This is a genomic window from Streptomyces sparsogenes (assembly GCF_001704635.1).
Taxonomy (GTDB): Bacteria; Actinomycetota; Actinomycetes; order Streptomycetales; family Streptomycetaceae; genus Streptomyces; species Streptomyces sparsogenes.
This window is the reverse complement of sequence record NZ_MAXF01000022.1, coordinates 1-18,761: the sequence shown is the minus strand read 5'-3', so window position 1 is coordinate 18,761 and position 18,761 is coordinate 1. Positions and strand designations below refer to the sequence as shown.

Genomic DNA, 18,761 nt, shown 5'->3' with positions numbered 1-18,761 from the left:
GGCACCACCGGAGGGCCGGCACCCGCGCCCGCCGCGCGCCGAAGCCGGGGATTCCGCCCGGCCCGACGGGACCCGGCTCCTCCATCTCCCCATGCGGACCGAGCGCCTCCAGCGCCCTCGCCTCGGTCGGCGTGGCCAACTCCGCGACGCGCGGGCGCGGCGGGCCGCTCGTCCAACATCAGCGATCACACGTCATGACCCCGGACTCGCCCGGCACGGCCGCCTCTTGCGCTCCGTCGTGCTCGGTGGCCAGAAATCGTCTCCGGAATCCCGTGGAGCCCCTGATTCCCGGCTGTCCGGCCCGTCCCCGCTGTCCCAACAGCGTCTCGTAATAGACCTTCCAGGCCTCAAAGACCGTCCGTCTCCAGGGCCGTGACCAGCCGGGCCCCGCCGCCCGAGGGGTCGGGCCGGGCCTGGTCCAGCCGCAGCCGCGCGGCGCGCCCCCGCAGCGTCAGCGTCATCAGCTGGTTGCCGAACCACGGCCCGCCCGTCCTGCTCCAGTCCAGCCGGCTCGGGGTGACCCGCCCGTGCCGGGCGAAGGCGCGGCCGAGCCGCCGGCCCGCCCGGCTCCAGCCGAAGCGGAAACCGAGCCGGATGGAGGCGTAGGTGCGGTTGTGCACGGGGGAACACGTCAGCTGCCGCACCCGGCTGTCCGGCGGCTGCGGCCACCGCGACCAGTCGGGCTCGGCGATGTACGCGTGGTGCACATCGCCGGACAGCACACTGATCGTCGCCGGCGCCGAGGGCCCGCCGCCCACCTTCGCGATCAGCTCGGTGAGCGCCTCGAAGGACTCGGGGAAGGCCGCCCAGTGCTCCAAGTCGCCGCGCCGGCGCAGGTCTTCCCCCAGCCGCGCCCACCGCGGGCCGCGCGCCCCGCCGCACACCGCGGCGTTCCACGCCTCCACGTCGTGCACGAAGTGCGGCAGCAGCCAGGGGAGCGAGGTGCCGATCAGCAGGTGGTCGTACGGCCCGGCGCTGCCCTCGGTGGCGTAGCCGTCCGCGCCGTCCAGCGCCTGCTCGCGCAGCCAGGCCAGCTCCGGCTCGGCGACCATCGCCCGCTCGCCCTCCGTCAGCACGCGGGCGGCCCGGGTGTCCACCATCAGCAGCCGCACCCGCCCGAAGTCGCGGCGGTAGCTCCAGCGGGCGTACGTGGGGTCGGCGTCGGCGCGGGCGGCGAACTCCCGCAGCGGCTCCGTGCCGTCCGGCGCCTCCCGCACCGCCGCGTACAGCGGATCGGCCGCCAGCTCGGCCGGGGAGAGGTTGCCGAGGTGCTGGTAGACCCAGTACGACATCAGGCCGCTGAGGATCCGCTCCCGCCACCAGGGCGTGGCGCGCATCCGCCGCAGCCACGCCTCGCTGGTGTTCCAGTCGTCGATGACGTCGTGGTCGTCGAAGATCATGCAGCTGGGGACCGTGGAGAGCAGCCAGCGCACCTCCGGGTCCAGCCAGGACTCGTCGTACAGCCGGGTGTACTCCTCGTAGTCGGCGACCTGCTCCCACGGCGGCTGCTTCACATCGCGCCGCGCGGCGAGCCAGCGGCGGGTCGCCTCCGAGGTCTCGTCCGCGTAGATCTGGTCGCCGAGGAGGACCAGGACGTCCGGGCGCTCGGCCCCCGGCGTGTGGGCGAGGGTGTGCGCCAAGGCGCCCAGCGCGTCGGGGCCGATCGGGTCGGGCGAGGAGTCGGCGGGCCGCGCCGCCCACCGGCAGGAGCCGAAGGCGACGCGCACGGTGGCGGGGGCGCCGGGGGCCTCTCCGGCGGTGGAGGCCTCTCCGGCGGTGGGGGCCTCTCCGGTGGCGAGCGCTTCTCCGGTGGCGGATGCCTCTCCGGTGGCGGGGTGCCGGGGCGTGGGGGTGCGGATCGTGGAGTCCGGGAAGGGGGAGTCGGGCAGCGGCCACACCTGCTCGCCGTCCAGCAGCACGCGGTAGGCCGTCTCGGCGCCCGGGCGCAGCCCGGTAACCGGGATCAGGGCGTAGTGGTGCCCGGCGATCCGCCAGGTGCGGGCCGCGCCGCCGGCGCCGTCGGCGCACCGCACCTCGGCCTCGCAGGCCCGGTCGGCCTCGATCCAGACCGTCGCGCCGGTGCCCGTCTCCCAGTCCACGTGGCGCAGCAGCGGTCCCAGGCGCAACCCGGCCATCCGGCCCTCCTCCGTCGCTCGTGGCGTCACGGCGTCCTTCATGGCGTTCGACGCGCGAAGGCGTCTCGTACGGAACGACGAAGGAGGGCGCGGGGTTCCGGGTCGGCGTCCGGCCCGGGCTCGGCAGCCGTCCGGCGCCGGGCTCAGCAGCCGTTCAGGAGGGAGCTGAGGGCGCTCTTCTCGGCGGAGTCGACCGACAGACCGTAGTAGTGCTTCACCTGCACCCAGGCGCGGGCGTACGTGCAGCGGTACGAGGTGACCGGCGGCAGCCACTCGGCCGGGTCCTTGTCGCCCTTCTCCTGGTTCACGTTGTCCGTGACGGCGATCAGCTGCGGGCGGGTCAGGTCGTTGGCGAACGCCTGGCGCCGGGAGGTGGTCCACCTGCTCGCGCCGGAGTCCCAGGCCTCGGCGAGCGGGACGACGTGGTCGATGTCCAGGTCGGAGGCGGCGGTCCAGGTCGCGTTGTCGTAGACGGAGCGCCAGGTGCCGCTGACCGCGGCGCAGCTCGAGTCCTGCTGGACGTTGGTGCCGTCGCGCTTGAGGACGACCTCGCGGGTGTTGCACGCGCCGCTCTGGGTGATCCAGTGGGGGAAGAGGTCGCGGTCGTAGCCCGTGCGGTCCTCCGTCGCCACGGTCAGCGAGGCGAGGTAGGTGCGGGCGGTGGCGGCGCTGACGGGGGTGGGCAGTGCCGCCTGGGCGGCCGGGCCGTTGAACAGGCCGGTGAGGGCGATCAGACCGGTGGCCGCGGCCAGTACGCTCAGCCGTCGACGCGCGTAGAGCCCGCGCCGGGTGAAGGCGTTGCGTATTCGGGACATGCGAACTCCCTTGATGTGGGGGACGGTTCGGCTCGGTCGGAGCCGGGTAACGCGGGGGTAATGCTGTCGCCGAAACGTTTCTCTTCGGCGTGCGACAGGTAACAGATTGGCGTCATGTACACGTCATGTCGAGGGTTCGCGGCGGATTCCGCGCCGAATGCCCGCCCCGCGGCGCATTCCGGGGCCGAATGTCCGCAGCGCGACGGATTCCGTGCCGAATGCCCGCCCCGGGAGCCCCCGGCCTACCGTGAAGCGTGTACGTCCTCGCCGCCCGCGCGGCCTCCTCCGCCACCCTGCTCCCGGTCAACCCCGTCCTCGGGGCCGTGCTCGCCGCCCTGCTCCTGGCCGCCGTCACCGTCGCCGCCCGGGCCCGCCTCGCGGACCGCCGCGACCGCGGCTACGCGCGCGCCATCGCCGTGGCCGGGCTGCGCGCGGCGGTCCAGCTGGCCGCCGTCTCGTACCTCATCGGCTGGGTGGTGCACGCCCTGGCGACGCTGCTGGCCTTCCTCGTGGTGATGTTCGGCGTCGCCGTGCGCACCGCGGGCCGCCGCATCACCGACAACCACACCTGGTGGTGGGCGGCGCTCCCGATCGGCGCCGGGGTGGTGCCCGTGGTCGCCGTCCTGCTGCTGACCGGGCTGGTCCCGCTCAAGGGCGTCGCGCTCATCCCCATCACCGGCATCCTCATCGGCGGCGCTCTCACCGCCACCGTGCTCGGCGGCCGGCGCGCGCTGGACGAGCTGACCGCCCGCCATGGCGAGGTGGAGGCGGGCCTGGCGCTCGGCCTGCCGGACCGGGACGCCCGGCTGGAGATCGCCCGCCCGGCCGCCTCGGACGCGCTGCTGCCGGGGCTCGACCAGACCAGGACTGTGGGGCTCGTCACACTTCCCGGGGCCTTCGTCGGCATGCTGCTGGGCGGCGCCTCGCCCGTGATGGCGGGCGCGGTACAGCTGTTCGTGCTGGTCGCGCTGATGGCGGTGCAGGCGGTGGCGGTCGCGGTGGTCCTGGAGCTGGTCGCGCGGGGGCGGCTGCACCGGGCGCGTCGCGTATCCTTGCCGACAGCAGAAGGGGAGTAGCTCTTCGCCGGACCGTCGACATACTGCCCGCCCCTCGTGGTGCGGGCCGGCGCCCGGAGCGTACGTACGGGACCCGTCCGAGGGGATGGGCCCGCGGGGATCCGCCCGTACGCCAGCGAGACCTTCGGCCGCAGTGTCCGACGCTGCCGTGCCGAAGCGACCCCTTCCCAGGGCCCCTCCCGGCGCGGCCCGAGCCTTCGAGGTAACCCACCCGTGTTCAGTCTCACCGTCGCCGCCGTCGTCTTCGGCGTCGTCTTCCTGGCCGAACTTCCCGACAAGACCGCCCTCGCCGGGCTGATGCTCGGCACCCGCTACCGCGCCTCGTACGTCTTCGTGGGGGTCGCCGCCGCCTTCGCGGTCCACGTCTCGCTCGCGATCGCGGCGGGCAGCGTGCTCGGGCTGCTCCCGCACCGCCTCGTCCAGGCGATCGTCGGAGTGCTGTTCCTGGCCGGCGCGACGATGCTGCTGCTGAAGAAGGACGACGACGAGGAGGAGATCCGCAAGCCCGCCGACCAGAGCTTCTGGAAGGTCTCCGGGGCGGGGTTCATGCTCATCCTGGTCGCGGAGTTCGGCGACCTGACCCAGATCATGACGGCCAACCTGGCCGCCCGCTACGACGACCCGCTGTCGGTCGGCATCGGCGCGGTGCTCGCCCTGTGGGCGGTCGCGGGCCTCGGCATCGTGGGCGGCCGCACGCTGATGCGGTATGTGCCGCTGCGGCTGATCACGAAGGTGGCGGCGCTGGTGATGCTGACGCTGGCCGGGTTCAGCCTGTACGAGGCGGTGGTGGCCTGACGCACCCGCGCCCGGCGCCGGGGGACCGCCCCCGGCGCCGGGCCGGGGTTCGTCTCCGCAGCCGGGCCGGGGTTTGTGCCCGGTGCCGGGTCGGGGCAGTGCGCGGCTCCGGGTCGGGGCAGTGCGCGGGGTCAGTCCGTGAAGCGCAGGCGCAGGGCGCCGTCCGGCAGCGCCTCGACGCGGACCTGCTCCAGGTCCCGTACGTGCGCGTCCGGGGCGTGGGCCGCCGCCCGGGGGCCGACGCCCACCACCCGCATGCCGGCCGCCCGGCCCGCCGCGATGCCGACCTCGGAGTCCTCGAAGACCACGCAGTCCTGAGGACGGAAGCCCAGCTCGGCCGCGCCCTTGAGGAAGCCCTCCGGATCCGGCTTGCTCGCCCCCACGCGCTCCGCCGTGACCCGCACACGCGGCATCGGCAGCCCCGCCGCGTCCATGCGGGCGCGGGCCAGTCCCTCGTCGGCGGAGGTGACCAGGGCGTGCGGAAGGTCCGCGAGGGAGGCCATGAAGGCGGGGGCGCCGGGAATGGCCACGACGCCGTCGACGTCCGCGGTCTCCCACTCCAGCATCCGCTGGTTGTCGGCCAGGTTCTCCTCCATGGGCCGCTCGGGGAGCAGCACCGCCATGGTGGCGTACCCCTGCCGGCCGTGCACGACCTCGATGACGCTGTCCCCGTCGAGCCCGTGCTCGGCCGCCCAGTGGCGCCAGCAGCGCTCCACCACGGCGTCGGAGTTCACGAGAGTGCCGTCCATGTCGAGGAGGAGGGCGCGGGCGGTGAGCGGGGCGGTGGCCGGCATCGGCGTACTCCAAGGCGCGGGAGACAGACAAGTGGCTCCGCCCGCCGGTCAGGGAATGCGGGCGGAACCACTTTGTTCCTCCACGATACAAAGAGCGCCGCCGGTGCGCCAGCCTTGCGGCCCACGGACGGGCCACGGGCTCCCTGCCCCTACGGCCCGCTGCTCCTCACGGCCCGCCGCTCCTTACGGCTCGCCTCCTCGTTACGGTTCGTCGGTCCGCGCCTCCAGCGCCTTGCGCGTCTGGGGCCCGTACACGCCCTCCGGGTCGCCCTCCACCCCGTAGGTGGTCTGGAAGCTGGAGACCGCGTTCCGTACGCCGTCGTCGAAGTCGCCGTCCGCCGATCCGAGGTAGATCAGCAGCTGGCCCAGGCGCTTCTGCAGCTCGACCACCTCCGGACCGCTGTCGCCCTCGCGCAGTACGGGCGGGCCGGTGGGGGTCGGGCTCTCGGTCGGGTCGGGGGAGACGCTGCCGCTCGCGTCGGTCGCCGAGGGGGTGGGCGGGACGGCCGTCCTGGAGGCGTCCCTCGACTTCAGCGTCGAGGGCGACCGGCTGGGGCGCGGGCTCGCGCTCGCGTGCCTGGAGGCGGACGGCGTCGCGGTGGGCGTGGCCGACGAGGCCGAGGGCGACGCCTTGCCGGACGGCTCGCCGTCCTCGGTGGTCGGGTCGTCGGCCGGGGCGCTGGAGCTCGCGTCCGACAGCGCCCGATCGCTGTCCTGGTCGTGCTTCTTGTCGCCGCCCAGTAAACCGGTGCCGAAGGCCAGCGTGCCGGCCACCGCCACGGCGGCGGCCCCGGAGAGCACCGCCACCACCGGGCCGCGTCGGCTCTTGCGGTGGCGCCCGAGGCCGGCCCCGGCCCCGCCGTCGGCGGAGTCGGGCGAGTCGGCGGGCGAGCCGGCGCCGGGGCGTGGGGCGCCGACCGTGTCGATGGGCTGGGTGATGGGTTCGAAGGCCTGCGTCGCGGCGGCGGCCCCCGGGGCCGTGTCGGCGCCGTGCGGCTCGCTCGCCCGGTCCGTGCCGCTCGCCCGGTCGCCGCTGCCCCTGCCGGCCGCCCAGTCCGTACGGGTCGCCCAGTCCGTACCGGCGGCTCCGCCCGTACCGGCGGCTCCGCCCGCTGCGTCCGCTTTGTTCGCGCTGTCCCCTCTGTTCCCCTGTCCGGAATCCGTGTCCGCATCGTGGGCGTCGCGGGTCGCTCTGCGGGTCGTCATGCGCTCGAACAGCCGTATGTCGCGCAGCTCGGGGCCCTTGCGGCGGCCCTCGCCGGAGAGCGTGACGTACGGGCGCGGGCCCATCGGGTCGTCGCGGATCTCGTCGTCGAAGCCGTCGCGTCTGCGGTCGCCGGTGGTGTCAGTGGTGCCGGTGGTGCCGGTGACGCCTGTGGCGTCGCGGCCACGGGTGCCGTCGCGGTCGTCGCGTATGCGGTCCTCGCTGTCGCCCGCCGCCGCGGCCGCGGCGGCGGCACGCGCGGCGCACGCGCAACCGGGGCGGCCGTTGGCGCGCGCCGGTGCGAAGCAGTGCGGGCAGAGGTCTGCCGTCACGGGTCTATCCCTCCCTGGAGTCGCAGCGATTATGCAGAGCCTGTCATGTTCCGCGCAGCGCTTCCCCCGGGTGGTCCCCGGGTGTGGACCTTCTCGGCGGGCCATAGCGGGACATAAAGGCGAGGATGGGGGTGAGGACGAGCACAAGGACGACACGAGCGTGCGAGCGCGGCGCCCGGAGGCGGGCGGCCGCGCGGTCGAGGAGCCACCATGGCGCAGGACGCGAGCCGCCCGACCCCTGCCCCGGGCCCCGTGGCCCTCGGGCCGGGGGAGGCCCGTACGAAGCGGACCGTCCTCGTGGCGATCGGCGCCCTGCTGCTCGGCCTGCTGCTCGCCGCCCTCGACCAGACCATCGTCGCCACCGCCCTGCCCACGATCGTCAGCGACCTCGGCGGCCTGGAACACCTCTCCTGGGTCGTCACCGCGTATCTGCTCGCCTCGACCGCCGCCACCCCGCTGTGGGGCAAGCTCGGCGACCAGTACGGGCGCAAGCGGCTCTTCCAGGGCGCCATCGTGCTCTTCCTCGTCGGCTCGGCGCTGTGCGGGCTCGCGCGGAACATGCCGCAGCTGATCGCCTTCCGCGGGCTCCAGGGGCTGGGCGGCGGCGGGCTGATCGTGCTGTCGATGGCGATCGTCGGCGACATCGTCTCGCCCCGGGAGCGCGGCCGCTACCAGGGTCTCTTCGGCGCGGTCTTCGGCGCCACCAGCGTCCTCGGGCCGCTGCTCGGCGGGCTCTTCGTCGACCACCTCAGCTGGCGCTGGGTCTTCTACGTCAACCTGCCGCTGGGCATCGTCGCGCTCGCCGTCATCTCCGCCGCGCTCCAGATCCCGGTCCGGCGTGCCCACCACACCATCGACTACCTCGGCACCCTCCTCATCGCCGCCGTCGCCGCCGCCCTGGTCCTGATGACCTCCCTCGGCGGCGTCAACTACCCCTGGGGCTCCTGGCAGATCGTCGGGCTCGGGCTGCTCGGGCTCGTCCTGCTGGCGGCCTTCGTACGGGTGGAGCGGCGCGCCGCGGAACCCGTCCTCCCGCTGAAGCTCTTCCGCGGCCGCACCTTCGCGCTCTGCTCGGTCATCGGCTTCGTCGTCGGCTTCGCGATGTTCGGCAGCATGACCTACCTGCCGACCTTCCTCCAGGTCGTGCAGGGCGTCTCGCCGACCCTGTCCGGCGTCCACATGCTGCCGATGGTCTTCGGCATGCTGCTCGCCTCCACCGGCTCCGGCCAGCTCATCAGCCGCACCGGGCGGTACAAGGTCTTCCCGATCCTCGGCACCGGCGTGACCGCCCTCGGGCTGCTGCTCCTGCACCAGCTGCGGCCCGCCAGCGGCGTGGCCGAGACCAGCGCGTACTTCTTCGTCTTCGGCGTCGGGCTCGGGCTGGTCATGCAGGTCCTGGTGATCATCGTCCAGAACGCCGTCAGCTACCAGGACCTGGGCGTCGCCACCTCCGGCATCACCTTCTTCCGCTCCATCGGCGGCTCCTTCGGCGTCTCCGTCTTCGGCGCGCTCTTCGCGAGCAGCCTCGCCCCGCACCTCACCGACGTGCTGGCCGGGCGGCGGCTGCCCCCCGGCGTCGACCCCGGCGCGCTGAGCGCCGACCCCAGGGCCGTGGGGACGCTGCCTCCGGCGCTGCGGGCCAGGGTGCTGGACGCGTACTCCGTCTCCATCACCGACGTGTTCCTGTACGCGGCCCCCATCGTGCTGATCGCCTTCGTCCTGGCCTGGTTCCTGAAGGAGGAGCCGCTGCGGGCCAGCGTCACCGCGCCCGACGCCAGCGAGGTCGTCGCCACCAACCCCGTCGAGCGCTCCTCCCACGAGGAGGCCGCGCGCGCCCTCTCGGTGCTCGGCAACCGCGAGGGCCGCAAGCGGATCTACGAGGAGATCACCCGACACGCCGGCCTCGACCTCAAACCGGCCGCGAGCTGGATGCTGCTGCGCATGAGCCGCGACGGCGCGGTCGAACCCTTCCTGCTGGCCGAGCGCTCCACCGTGCCGCTGCGGGTCATCACGGAGGCGGCCCGGCAGATCGAGGAGCGGAAGCTCGGCGTACGGGAGGGGCTGGCGCTCGTGCCCACGGGGGAGGGGAGCGAGGCGGCGGACCGGCTCTACCGCGCCCGCGAGGAGTCCCTGGCCAAGCTGCTGGGCGACTGGTGGTCCCCGGACCGCCCGACCGACCTGATGGAGCTGGTGCGCGAGCTGAACCGGGAGCTGTGCGGCTCGGACGCGGAGCAGCCGCACGACGGGGACGCCCGCCGCCCGGAGCCGCCGCGAGAGGCGTGAGCGCGCGGCGGCGGGCCGTCGAGCGGTGCGCTGACCGGGCGCGGATTCAGCCGGTGAGCGGCGCGCCGAGTCAGCCGGCGGGCGGAGGACCGTTTCAGCCGGCGGGCGGAGTGCCGAGTCAGCCAGCGAGCGGAGGACCGAGTCAGCTGCCGAGCGGAGGACCGAATCAGTCGGCGAGCGGGGTGCCGAGGGGGTCGCCGAGTTCCTTCCCCAGCCAGACCTCCGAGTACGGCCCCTCGCAGAACGGCGGCACGTCCACGTACCCATGGCGCGCGTACAGGGCGCGTGCCTCGGTGAGGTCCAGCCGGGTCTCCAGCACCATCCGCCCGGCGCCCAGCTCGCGCGCGGCCGCCTCGGCCGCCGCGAGGAGCACGCCGGCGCCGCCGAGGCCACGCTTGTCCGGCCGTACGAACATCCGCTTGAGCTCCGCCGCGCCGCCCTCCTCCAGCAGCCGCACGCCCGCGCAGCCGGCGAGTTCGCCGGCGTGGTGGGCCACCAGGAAGACGCCGTGCGGCGGGGCGAGGTCGTCGCTCGGCATCTCGGCGAGGTGCCGATCGATCTCCTCGGGCGTCGAGGACCGCTCCTCGTACAGCTCGTACCAGCGGTCGGCCACATCGACCAGGTACTCGCGCAGCAGCCGGGCCGAGACGGGGTCGTCGACCGGGCGCGGCGCGACCGCCCACGGCGCGGTGGTGAGGGCGGGGGTGCGGGTGCGGGGCGTGCTGCTCATGGCGGGCATCCTGACAGCCGCCGCCGGGCCGCGCACGCGAATTGATCCCCCGGCCTCTCGCCTCGCGGGACCCCGCCGTCCCGCGACCGCCCCTGAACGCCCGTTAGTTTGACGGCGGCGGACCGGGACACCCGAAGAGGACCAGCCCCCGGACGGAAGGGGGCACCTGTGGAAGGCAGAAGCAGACCATGTCAACTGGCACGACCATCATCGTGGTTGTCGCTGCCGTCGTCATCGTCGCCGCGCTCGCCGTCGGAATCGCCCGAGCGCGCGGCGGAGGCCGGAACCGCGCTCTGCGACGCCACTTCGGACCCGAGTACGACCTGACCGTCGCCCGCCACGCGGGCGATACGAAGGCGGCCGAGCGGGAGCTCGACGAGCGGCTGCGGCGGCACGGCGACCTCAAGACGCAGCCCCTCTCCGGCGAGTTGCGCGAGCGTTATGTGGCCGAGTGGGCCGGGGTGCAGGAGGAGTTCATCGAGCAGCCCGCCCGTGCCGTGGCCGACGCCGACCAACTGCTGGCCCACCTCGCCCACGACCGCGGTTTCCCCTCCGAGCGCTACGACGAGCAGGTCGCGGCCCTGTCGGTGCATCACGCGGACAGCGTGCAGGGCTACCGCCAGATCCACGCGGCCGCCCTGCGGGCCCGCGAGGGCCGGGCGGACACCGAGGAGCTGCGCGAGGCCGTGGTGCATGCCCGGGCCCTCTTCGAGGACCTGGTCAAGCCGCCGCACCACAGCGCGGACGGCAAGGACACCGCCCACCAGCAACACCACCACCGGCGCCGGTTCGGCGGCGGCACCCGCGATCACCGGGGCGGCGGCATGCGCCACCGGCTCGGCACCCGGCAGCACGCGCCGTGGGCCATGCGCGGCGGGAACATGGGACGGGGTGACCTCTGATGCGCGAGACCACCCCTGACACGAACGCCGCGCCACGCGGCCACGCCACCACCGCCAAGGCGCCGTACGCACCCGGGGCGGCGCCCGCGGCCGGGACCCCCGGAACGACGCCGGGGGCGGCCCCGACACCGGGGGCGGCTACCGGGACCCCCGGCCCCGGGACCACGGGCACCGGGGCCCCGGGCCCCGCGAGCGCCGCTGGTGCCACCGGGGTCGGCGCCCCGGCGGCCCCCGGGGTTGCGGGGGTGACGGGGGCCGACCCCGAGGGCCCGCCCTTCCCGGTGATCCCGCCGAGCGACCACAACGAGCTGACCGAACGCCTGCGGCACGCGGTCAGCGGCTTCGTGGACGCCCCGCGCGGCGCCGTGGAAGAGGCCGACCGGCTCCTCGAGGAACTCTCCGCCCGTCTCACCGAACTCCTGGCGGACCGCCGCCGTACGCTGCGCGACACCTGGAGCGAGGACGAGGCCGAGGGGGCGGGCGCCGTACGGACCGAGGAACTGCGGCTGGCCATGCGTGGCTACCGCAACGTCCTGGAGCGCCTGCTGAGTATCTGACCGGCAGGCCCCCGCGGAACGACGACGCAGCGACACGCCGCCGCCTCCGGCGCGCCACGATCCGGCGCGCCGGAGGCGGCGGCGTGCCCGCACCCGTCAACCGGCCACGGCCGCAGGCCAGTTCATGGCGTTTACGGCGTGAAGCGGGCGACGAAGCGGCGTTGCCAGGGCGTCTCCACGGCGCGCGCCGCGTAGTGCTCGCGGACGTAGGCGACCGCCTCGCCGCTCGCCACCCCGTCCAGCACCGCGAGGCAGGCCAGAGCCGTGCCCGTACGGCCGACCCCGCCGCCGCACGCCACCTCGACCCGCTCCGACGCGGCCCGCTCCCACGCCTCGCGCAGCGCCTCCCCGGCCGCGACCCTGTCGGACGGCAGCCGGAAGTCCGGCCAGCGGACCCAGCGCGCCTCCCACGAGACGGCCGGGGGTTCCTTGCCCAGCAGATACAGCGCGAAGTCCGGCTCGGGCCCGGCGGGCAGCGGCCGGCGCAGCCCCCTGCCCCGTACGAGCCGACCCGACGGCAGCCGCAACACGCCCGCGGCCGTGGGCTCCCACGTGGTGATCATGTCGAGCGAGGGTAGCCGCGCCGCCCCGTCACCCCCCGGGGTTCAGCTCACCGCTGAAGGCTGATCCCCTACTCCAGGGGTTCCCCGGCCGCTCGTCCGGCGGCGGCGCGCTCCCCACCACCGACATCAACCGCTGCCGGCGCGGCCCACACACGCCGACCTCAGCCTTCTTCCAGCACCGCCCGGATCACATGCCGGGCGTTGCGCGCCATCGCCGGGTTCGTCTCCCGGTAGTACGGCAGCGCGATCAGCGCCTGCGAGAGTGTCCGGCCCCGGCCCCGGATCCAGGTCGCGTCGTCCACGCCCAGCGCCTCGCGGAAGACCTCCCTCGCCTCGGCGGGCAGCAGATTCCACGCCGGGAACAGATCGCAGGCCGGATCGCCCACCCCCAGACACCCGAAGTCGATCACCGCGGTCAGCCTGCCCCCGTCCACCAGCAGGTTGCCCGGCATGAGATCGGCGTGCAGCCACACCGGCGGCCCGTCCCACTCCGGGGCCCGCAGCGCCTCCTCCCATACGGCGCTGACGGCATCGCAGTCCACGCCCTCCTGCGGGATCCCGCGCAACTCCTCGATCGCCGCCCGGGTCCCCGCGTCGAGCGACGCCAGCGGCCCGCCGCGATGGGCCTGCGGCCCACCCGCCAGGGCGACGCCCCGCATGGCCGCCACGAACGCGGCCAGGTCCTTGGCCAGCAGCACCGGCTCGCTCAGCGCCCCCTCCTCGGGATTCTCCCCCGCCAGCCACCGGTACACCGACCACCGCCACGGATACCCCTCGGCGGGAACCCCGTCCCCGAGCGCCTCGGGAATGGGCACGGGCAACCGCGGCGCGAGCCTCGGCAGCCACCTCTGCTCCCGCGCCACGTCGTCGGCCCCGCCCTCGACCAGCGGAAGCCGTACGGCCATGTCCTCGCCCAGCCGGTACATGGCGTTGACCGTGCCACCGGACGGAAACCGCCGCACCTCCAGCTCCGCCCACTGCGGGAACTGCCCGGCGACCAGCCGCCGTACGAGGTCGTCGTCGATCGGGTGCATGCCGGGGTGCAGTTGCCCTGTGCTCATGGCGCGTCATCAGACCGCCGGACGACAAGGAACGTCAAACGCTTTTCACCCGGCCGACCGGCGCACGGAGCCTCAGTCGGCGAGTCCTGCCCGCTTCGCCATGAGGAGGAGATCCGGACGGCTGCGCTGGTGCATGGTCCAGAGCACCCGCAGGACTTCCCGAGCCATGGGATGGATCTCGGCCATTTGAGGGGCCACCCGGAACGCGTACTTCAACGCGTCCTCTGCGCCCGTCAGATCCTTCGTCGCGAGACGGGCACGGGCGGCGTCGATGGCCAGGCGGCCGACCCGGGAAGGCTTCAGACCGGCGGGAGGCTCTTTCAGCAGCGGCCCCGCTACCTCAGCCGCCTTGTCCGGTGCGTTCAGCTCGATCTGCGCAGCCAGTTCATAAAGCGCTGTGTTACCCGGGCCGAACGTCAGATTGTGCTGAAGGAGGTCGGGGCCCTTGATGCGCTCAGCGAGGGCCTTCGCCCGCCGGACGTGGTCCGCGGTGGCCTTTGCGTCCTCGTGGCGGGAGGCCAGGACGACGCCGCGGAGGTGGAGCGATCCGAGATGGACGACGTGCTCCAGTCCATCGCCCGGAGCCGACTCGTAGCGCACGATGGCCCGCTCCACGATGGCGAGGCCATCAGCGTACTCACCAGCGCTCTGGTACGTCCCTGCCTCGTTCCACGCGGCAGCCGCCTCGGCGCTGGGGTTCCACGTCTGCTGTGCTGCCCATGTCTGCCGCGCGACGATCATGTCTGCCAGGTCCGGCTGACGGAATCGATGCGCGACGGCGTAGGCGCAGCTGTACACGTCGGCCACCTGGCCCCACGCGGTGGCGTCGCCGCCGGACGCCATGGCGGTTGCGGTTGCCTGGCCGAGCAGCGTCGGAAGGAGCTTGAGTAGCGACAAGTAGTCGGTCTCTGCCCGTAGTTGAGCCGCCCTCTTGAGCGAGGCTGCCAGCTCGTCGGGCGGAGGAACGTCTTCCCTGGGAAGCGTGTGCCTGCGGACAACAGCGCGCAAGTCGTTCATCAACTCGTGTTGCGTCGACGGATCGGCGAATGGATCACCGTAGATTCTCGCTGTCGTCACGCGCAGAGCCGAGGCTGCGGCAGCCACAAGAGGAGGAGTGGCTGGACGAAGGCCAGTCTCGATCTTGCTCAGATAGGAGAGCGAGATCTTCATGAGGCGGGCAAGTTTCGTCTGGCTCATTCCGCGGACCTTCCGCAGGACCGCGATGTTCTCTCCCGCTGACGGTGCGCTGTGCATGACCCCACCATCGCACGCGCAAGTACGTTCGTCCCTGCGTCCAGCGGGATCTGACCCGTGGTTGTGCAACTTCCGTGTGAACTGATCACGGCTCCTCAGTAGTTGCCTGGGTACAGACGGCAACGACATCGAGCCGGGGAGCGACCAGTGACAGAGGACGGGGCGGACAGCCCAACTCTCGCCTTCATCTACGACCGCGAGGCGACGGCGCAGACCGACAGCCTGAATAGTCGAATCGCGACGTGCCGGACGTACGCGGTCAACATGAAGTGGGAGGTCGCCGGCCAGTGGGTGGACCGCGGAGACGTCGCGCTGACGGACCGACGGCCCCACTGGCGCGGCATGGTGGCGGCGATGGAGGCACAGGAGCAGGGCCGCAAGATCGTCTGCCTTGTCGCCGACTGGGGACGCATCAGCAACAACGACGAGGAGAGCGCGCGTCTGCGTCGGCTCGTCAGCCTGGCCGGCGGAGTGTGTGTCACGGCCAGGGGTGAGGACGACTCGGGGGAGGGCACCAGTCGCGGACGACTCACCGCTCCGCCTCCGCCGCCTGGGCGAGCGTTCGACGACGCGCGCAAGCTTCTGCGCAGGCGCGGGCAGGTGGTAGCGCCCGGCACGACGCTCGTACCGCACGAGTCTTTGTCCCACCACCTGAGAAACCCATGACGACAGAAGGGAGCGCCGCTATGGGTGGCGAAAAAGAGGTCAACGGGTATGACGTGTACGAGAACGAGACCGTGACCCCGGCCCCCGAGCCGGAGCCTCCGGCCCAGGAAGAGGAATGACGCAGGAGTCAGCACCTGAAGGCGAGCCGCTGAAGCCCCGGGAAATGATCGGGATGCTGATCAAGCGGGACCTGCCCAACCGGGCCGGGCCGTCGGAGTGGTGTGGCAAGCATCCGAAGGAGCGGACACAGTTGATCGCACGCTCGCAATGGGTGTGTGCCGAATGTGTTCGAGAATCGAGCAGAGACTAGCCCTGCCTGCCCACGCCGAGAGGAACCGGCTCCATGACCTTGATCGACAGACGGCCGTGGTACGCCGCCAACGAGTTCCTGGCGTTCCTGCTCGAACTCGCCGCGCTCGCGTGCCTGAGCTGGTGGGGATTCAGCGTCGCGCACGACGAGGCCACCGGTGTCCTTCTGGGGGTGGGAACGCCCCTGGCGGCGATCATGCTCTGGTCGTTGTTCGCGGCCCCGAAGGCGCGGTGGCGCCAGCAGGTTGCCGCCGAAATCCGCAGCGGCATCACGGCAGGCGAGTACAAGCCCGGGAGCCCGCTCCCCTCAGAGACCCAACTCATCGAGCGCTACAAGGTCAGCCGCCCGACCGTCCGCAAGGCCATCGCCGCACTCCGCGCAGAAGGGCTCATCGAGGTCATCCACGGCAAGGGCAGCTACGTCCGAGCGATCCCCGCCCCCGCCGTCACCATCGAGCGGACCATCACGCGCACCGGCAAGACCTTCCACACCGGACACCACACGTGGGAACAGGCCGAGACCCCGACCATCTACCGCACCACCACCACGGCCACCACCGGCCCGCTGCTCGGACTCGACGAGGGGGAAGCCCTCTTCGGCGTTGACCGGCTGCTGACCGACCCGAAGACCGGCACCCGCGCCATGCACCGCGTGCTCATCCCGTTCGCCACCGCCGCCGACGAAGCCGAACAGCTAGCCGAAGCACCGGACACCGAGCCCGAGCAGATCTATGCCATCCTCACCGCCGCCGGGCACAAGCTGACCTGGCAGGAGACCGTGAGCGCCCGGATGCCGTTCCCCGACGAGCGCAGCACGCTGGACATCCCCGACGCGACCCCGATCATGCACACCGCCCGCGTCACACTCGGCAACCACGACCGGCCTCTGATCCTCGAAGAACTCCGCGCCAGCGCCGACCGCGCCCAACTCACCTACCACATCACCGCCACCAGGCCCCTGAGCGTGACGCGGGGCACCTGACCTCCGACTGGTAGCCGCACCAGCCTCCGACGCCGACGCGTCGTTGTACCCGCGAACCGGCACGGAGGGCTACGCTAGGTCGCTCACCGTGTAGGGAGCAGGGGGAAGGCCATGTCCGTTGATGTAGTGCAGCTCGCGCAGGACGTGGCGCCGTACGCCACAACGGCGATCACCGCATACGGGGCCGCAGTGCTGGCCAGGGTCGAAAGCGACGCCGCCGACGCCACCGTCTCGTTCGGACAGCGCATCCTGCGACGCCTCACCGGCCGGGACACCCCCGACGACGGTGAAACGGCCACCGCCGAACAGGAAGCCCTGGCCGGCACCGTCGCCGAGCTGGCCGAGAGCCCTGACGACGCGGACCTGGCCGCCGCACTGCGCGTGCAGATCCGCCGCTTGCTCGCGGCCCATCCGGACATCGCCGCCGACATCGCCGGCTGGGCACGCCCCGAGGCGCCCGGGTCGGTCACCATCTCCACGTCGGGGGAGAGGTCACCAGCCGTTCACACCAACTACGGCACCATCCACACCGGCGACACCACAGCCTGAGCCCCGGCATGGGTGAAGCCATGACGCACAGCGCAGCACCGCAGCACCAGGCCCCCATGACCTCCGGGGCCCGGTCACCCGCCGTGGGCACGAACCACGGCGCCATCTTCACCGGAGACACCACCGTCCAGGCCCCTCTGGTGCTCCCACCGCCCGCCGACGTCTCTACCCCTCACGGGATGCACAACCTCCCGCGCCCCGTCGGTCACCGATTCGTCGGTCGCGCAGCGGAGATGGCCGCCCTGGAACAGGCGCTACAGCCCAGGAACGAGCGGGCAGCCACGCATGTCGTCACCCAAGCCATATCCGGGCTCGGCGGCATCGGAAAGACCACTCTGGCAATGCACTTCGCCCACACCCACCGCACCGACTACACAGCGGTCTGGTGGATCGACGCCGAGACTCTTGAGACCATCACCAGCTCCCTGGCCCAGCTCACCGCCCGGGTCAACGCCGGTACCAATACCAGCAGTGCACCCAGCGCAGACCTGGCTGAATGGGCCCTGACCTGGCTCGACACTCATCCCGGATGGCTCCTCGTCTTCGACAACGCCACCCACCCCGACCACCTCGCCCCGTACCTCGCCAGACTCACCAGCGGCGACCACCTGATCACCAGCCGCCTCACCTACGGCTGGCACGACCTAGGCGCCACGCCCCTGCACCTGGACGTCCTTGCCCCAACGGCAGCCACCAGTCTGCTGTACCAACTCACCAGGTCCGACCCGAACAGCGAAGCCTCAGCAGCTCAGGAGCTAGCTGACGAACTCGGATACCTCCCCCTGGCTCTGGAGCAAGCCGGTGCGTACATACGCCGCACACGCAACACCTACTCCGCCTACCTACACCGTTTCCGCACCCAAGCCGCCCGCATGCTCAATACTCCCGGCAACGGCGACCCTCACAGCATCACCATTGCCCGGACCTGGCGCGTCACACTCGACACGATCGCCGAACGCGACCCACTCGCCGTTCACCTGCTGCGCGTCATGGCCTGGCTCGCACCCCACGACATACCCCGCGACCTCCTCAACGGCATCGCCGACGAGCCCGACGCGGACACCGACGCCCTCGCTCTCCTCAACGACTTCAGCATGATCACCCTCACCGAGAGCACCAGCGCCATGCACCGCCTCCTCCAAGCACTGGCCCGAACCCCAGACGCTCAAGACCCCCACCGCAGCGACACAGCCATCAGCCAAGCACAATCCACCGCCGCAACGTTGATCCACGATGCACTGCCCGACGCCCCGGAGACCAACACCGCCGGATGGCCACGCTGGCGCGCCCTCCTCCCTCACATCGATGCCTACCTCACCCACACCCACCCGGAAACGGACACCGCCGAAACAGACTGGATTCTGTACAGCGCTTCGCGTTTCCTGCGTGGTCAGGGTCGTCTCTCTCAAGCGACCCAGTACGCGCATCGGTCTGCCGCCACCTCAGCAAGGATCAACGGCGAGGACCACCCTGACACACTGGCCTCCCGCAACAACCTCGCCAGCGCCTACGCGTCGGCGGGGGACTTAGGTCGCGCCATCCCGCTGTACAAGCAGACGCTCAACGACAGCATCCGCGTCCTGGGTGAGGACCACCCTGACACACTGGCCTCCGGCAACAACCTCGCAGGCGCCTACGCGTCGGCTGGGGATTCGGGTCGCGCCATCCCGCTGTACGAGCAGACGCTCACCGACAGCATCCGCGTCCTGGGTGAGGACCACCCTGACACACTGGCCTCCCGCAACAACCTCGCC

17 protein-coding genes are annotated in these 18,761 nt (G+C 72.5%); 9 read left to right on the top strand and 8 right to left on the bottom strand.

Annotated elements, in window-relative coordinates:
- Positions 1–347 precede the first annotated feature (347 nt).
- Complete coding sequence (locus tag BBH68_RS04020; protein ID WP_065958860.1) at positions 348–2,135, bottom strand: alkaline phosphatase D family protein; 1,788 nt, start codon at positions 2,133–2,135, stop codon at positions 348–350.
- 143 nt (positions 2,136–2,278) lie between these two features.
- Positions 2,279–2,950 carry an HNH endonuclease family protein gene (locus tag BBH68_RS04015; RefSeq protein ID WP_065958859.1) on the bottom strand — a complete coding sequence of 224 codons (672 nt, stop codon included), beginning with the start codon at positions 2,948–2,950 and terminating at the stop codon, positions 2,279–2,281.
- 254 nt (positions 2,951–3,204) lie between these two features.
- Here BBH68_RS04015 and BBH68_RS04010 point away from each other — a divergent pair, with 254 nt between their 5' ends.
- Positions 3,205–4,026 carry an ABC transporter permease gene (locus tag BBH68_RS04010; protein WP_245737880.1) on the top strand — a complete coding sequence of 274 codons (822 nt, stop codon included), beginning with the start codon at positions 3,205–3,207 and terminating at the stop codon, positions 4,024–4,026.
- Between the two features lie 213 nt (positions 4,027–4,239).
- Positions 4,240–4,821, top strand: a complete 582-nt coding sequence (locus tag BBH68_RS04005) for a TMEM165/GDT1 family protein (protein WP_065958858.1) — start codon at positions 4,240–4,242, stop codon at positions 4,819–4,821.
- 131 nt (positions 4,822–4,952) lie between these two features.
- Here the strand turns inward: BBH68_RS04005 and BBH68_RS04000 are convergent, their stop codons facing one another.
- Both BBH68_RS04000 and BBH68_RS03995 read right to left on the bottom strand, forming a co-directional pair.
- Complete coding sequence (locus BBH68_RS04000) at positions 4,953–5,615, bottom strand: HAD-IA family hydrolase (RefSeq protein ID WP_065958857.1); 663 nt, start codon at positions 5,613–5,615, stop codon at positions 4,953–4,955.
- A gap of 201 nt (positions 5,616–5,816) precedes the next feature.
- Entirely contained in the window at positions 5,817–7,151 is a 1,335-nt protein-coding gene (locus BBH68_RS03995; protein ID WP_065958856.1) for a peptidoglycan-binding protein, read from the bottom strand.
- A gap of 210 nt (positions 7,152–7,361) precedes the next feature.
- Between BBH68_RS03995 and BBH68_RS03990 the strand changes: the two genes are divergently transcribed.
- A complete protein-coding gene (locus BBH68_RS03990; RefSeq protein ID WP_065958855.1) occupies positions 7,362–9,434 on the top strand; it encodes an MDR family MFS transporter in 2,073 nt (690 codons plus the stop codon).
- A gap of 166 nt (positions 9,435–9,600) precedes the next feature.
- On the opposite strand, the gene BBH68_RS03985 is transcribed toward BBH68_RS03990, so the two are convergent.
- The gene (locus tag BBH68_RS03985; protein WP_065958854.1) at positions 9,601–10,164 is read right to left on the bottom strand and encodes a GNAT family N-acetyltransferase; all 564 of its coding nucleotides are present in this window, start codon (positions 10,162–10,164) and stop codon (positions 9,601–9,603) included.
- Between the two features lie 188 nt (positions 10,165–10,352).
- On the opposite strand from BBH68_RS03985, the gene BBH68_RS03980 reads away from it, so the two are divergent.
- Positions 10,353–11,066 (top strand): hypothetical protein, encoded by a 714-nt coding sequence (locus BBH68_RS03980; RefSeq protein WP_076971003.1) that lies wholly within the window; start codon positions 10,353–10,355, stop codon positions 11,064–11,066.
- Positions 11,066–11,623 (top strand): hypothetical protein, encoded by a 558-nt coding sequence (locus BBH68_RS42530; protein ID WP_174588977.1) that lies wholly within the window; start codon positions 11,066–11,068, stop codon positions 11,621–11,623. The genes BBH68_RS03980 and BBH68_RS42530 overlap by 1 nt, the downstream gene beginning before the upstream one ends.
- 131 nt (positions 11,624–11,754) lie before the next feature.
- On the opposite strand, the gene BBH68_RS03970 is transcribed toward BBH68_RS42530, so the two are convergent.
- From BBH68_RS03970 to BBH68_RS03960, 3 genes are all read right to left on the bottom strand, one after another.
- Positions 11,755–12,186, bottom strand: a complete 432-nt coding sequence (locus tag BBH68_RS03970; protein WP_065958853.1) for a protein-tyrosine phosphatase family protein — start codon at positions 12,184–12,186, stop codon at positions 11,755–11,757.
- Positions 12,187–12,347: 161 nt separating this feature from the next.
- On the bottom strand, positions 12,348–13,247 hold the full coding sequence (locus BBH68_RS03965; protein WP_065958852.1) for an aminoglycoside phosphotransferase family protein: 900 nt from the start codon (positions 13,245–13,247) through the stop codon (positions 12,348–12,350).
- Between the two features lie 72 nt (positions 13,248–13,319).
- On the bottom strand, positions 13,320–14,501 hold the full coding sequence (locus BBH68_RS03960) for a helix-turn-helix domain-containing protein (protein WP_065958851.1): 1,182 nt from the start codon (positions 14,499–14,501) through the stop codon (positions 13,320–13,322).
- Between the two features lie 147 nt (positions 14,502–14,648).
- Between BBH68_RS03960 and BBH68_RS03955 the strand changes: the two genes are divergently transcribed.
- From BBH68_RS03955 to BBH68_RS03940, 4 genes are all read left to right on the top strand, one after another.
- Positions 14,649–15,167 (top strand): recombinase family protein, encoded by a 519-nt coding sequence (locus BBH68_RS03955; protein WP_065958850.1) that lies wholly within the window; start codon positions 14,649–14,651, stop codon positions 15,165–15,167.
- Between the two features lie 343 nt (positions 15,168–15,510).
- Positions 15,511–16,458: a GntR family transcriptional regulator gene (locus BBH68_RS03950; RefSeq protein ID WP_076971005.1), complete on the top strand. Its 948-nt coding sequence runs from the start codon at positions 15,511–15,513 to the stop codon at positions 16,456–16,458.
- A gap of 111 nt (positions 16,459–16,569) precedes the next feature.
- Positions 16,570–17,007, top strand: a complete 438-nt coding sequence (locus BBH68_RS03945; RefSeq protein ID WP_065958849.1) for a hypothetical protein — start codon at positions 16,570–16,572, stop codon at positions 17,005–17,007.
- 179 nt (positions 17,008–17,186) lie between these two features.
- On the top strand, positions 17,187–18,761 hold a 1,575-nt coding region (locus BBH68_RS03940; RefSeq protein ID WP_141712951.1), incomplete at its 3' end, for a tetratricopeptide repeat protein.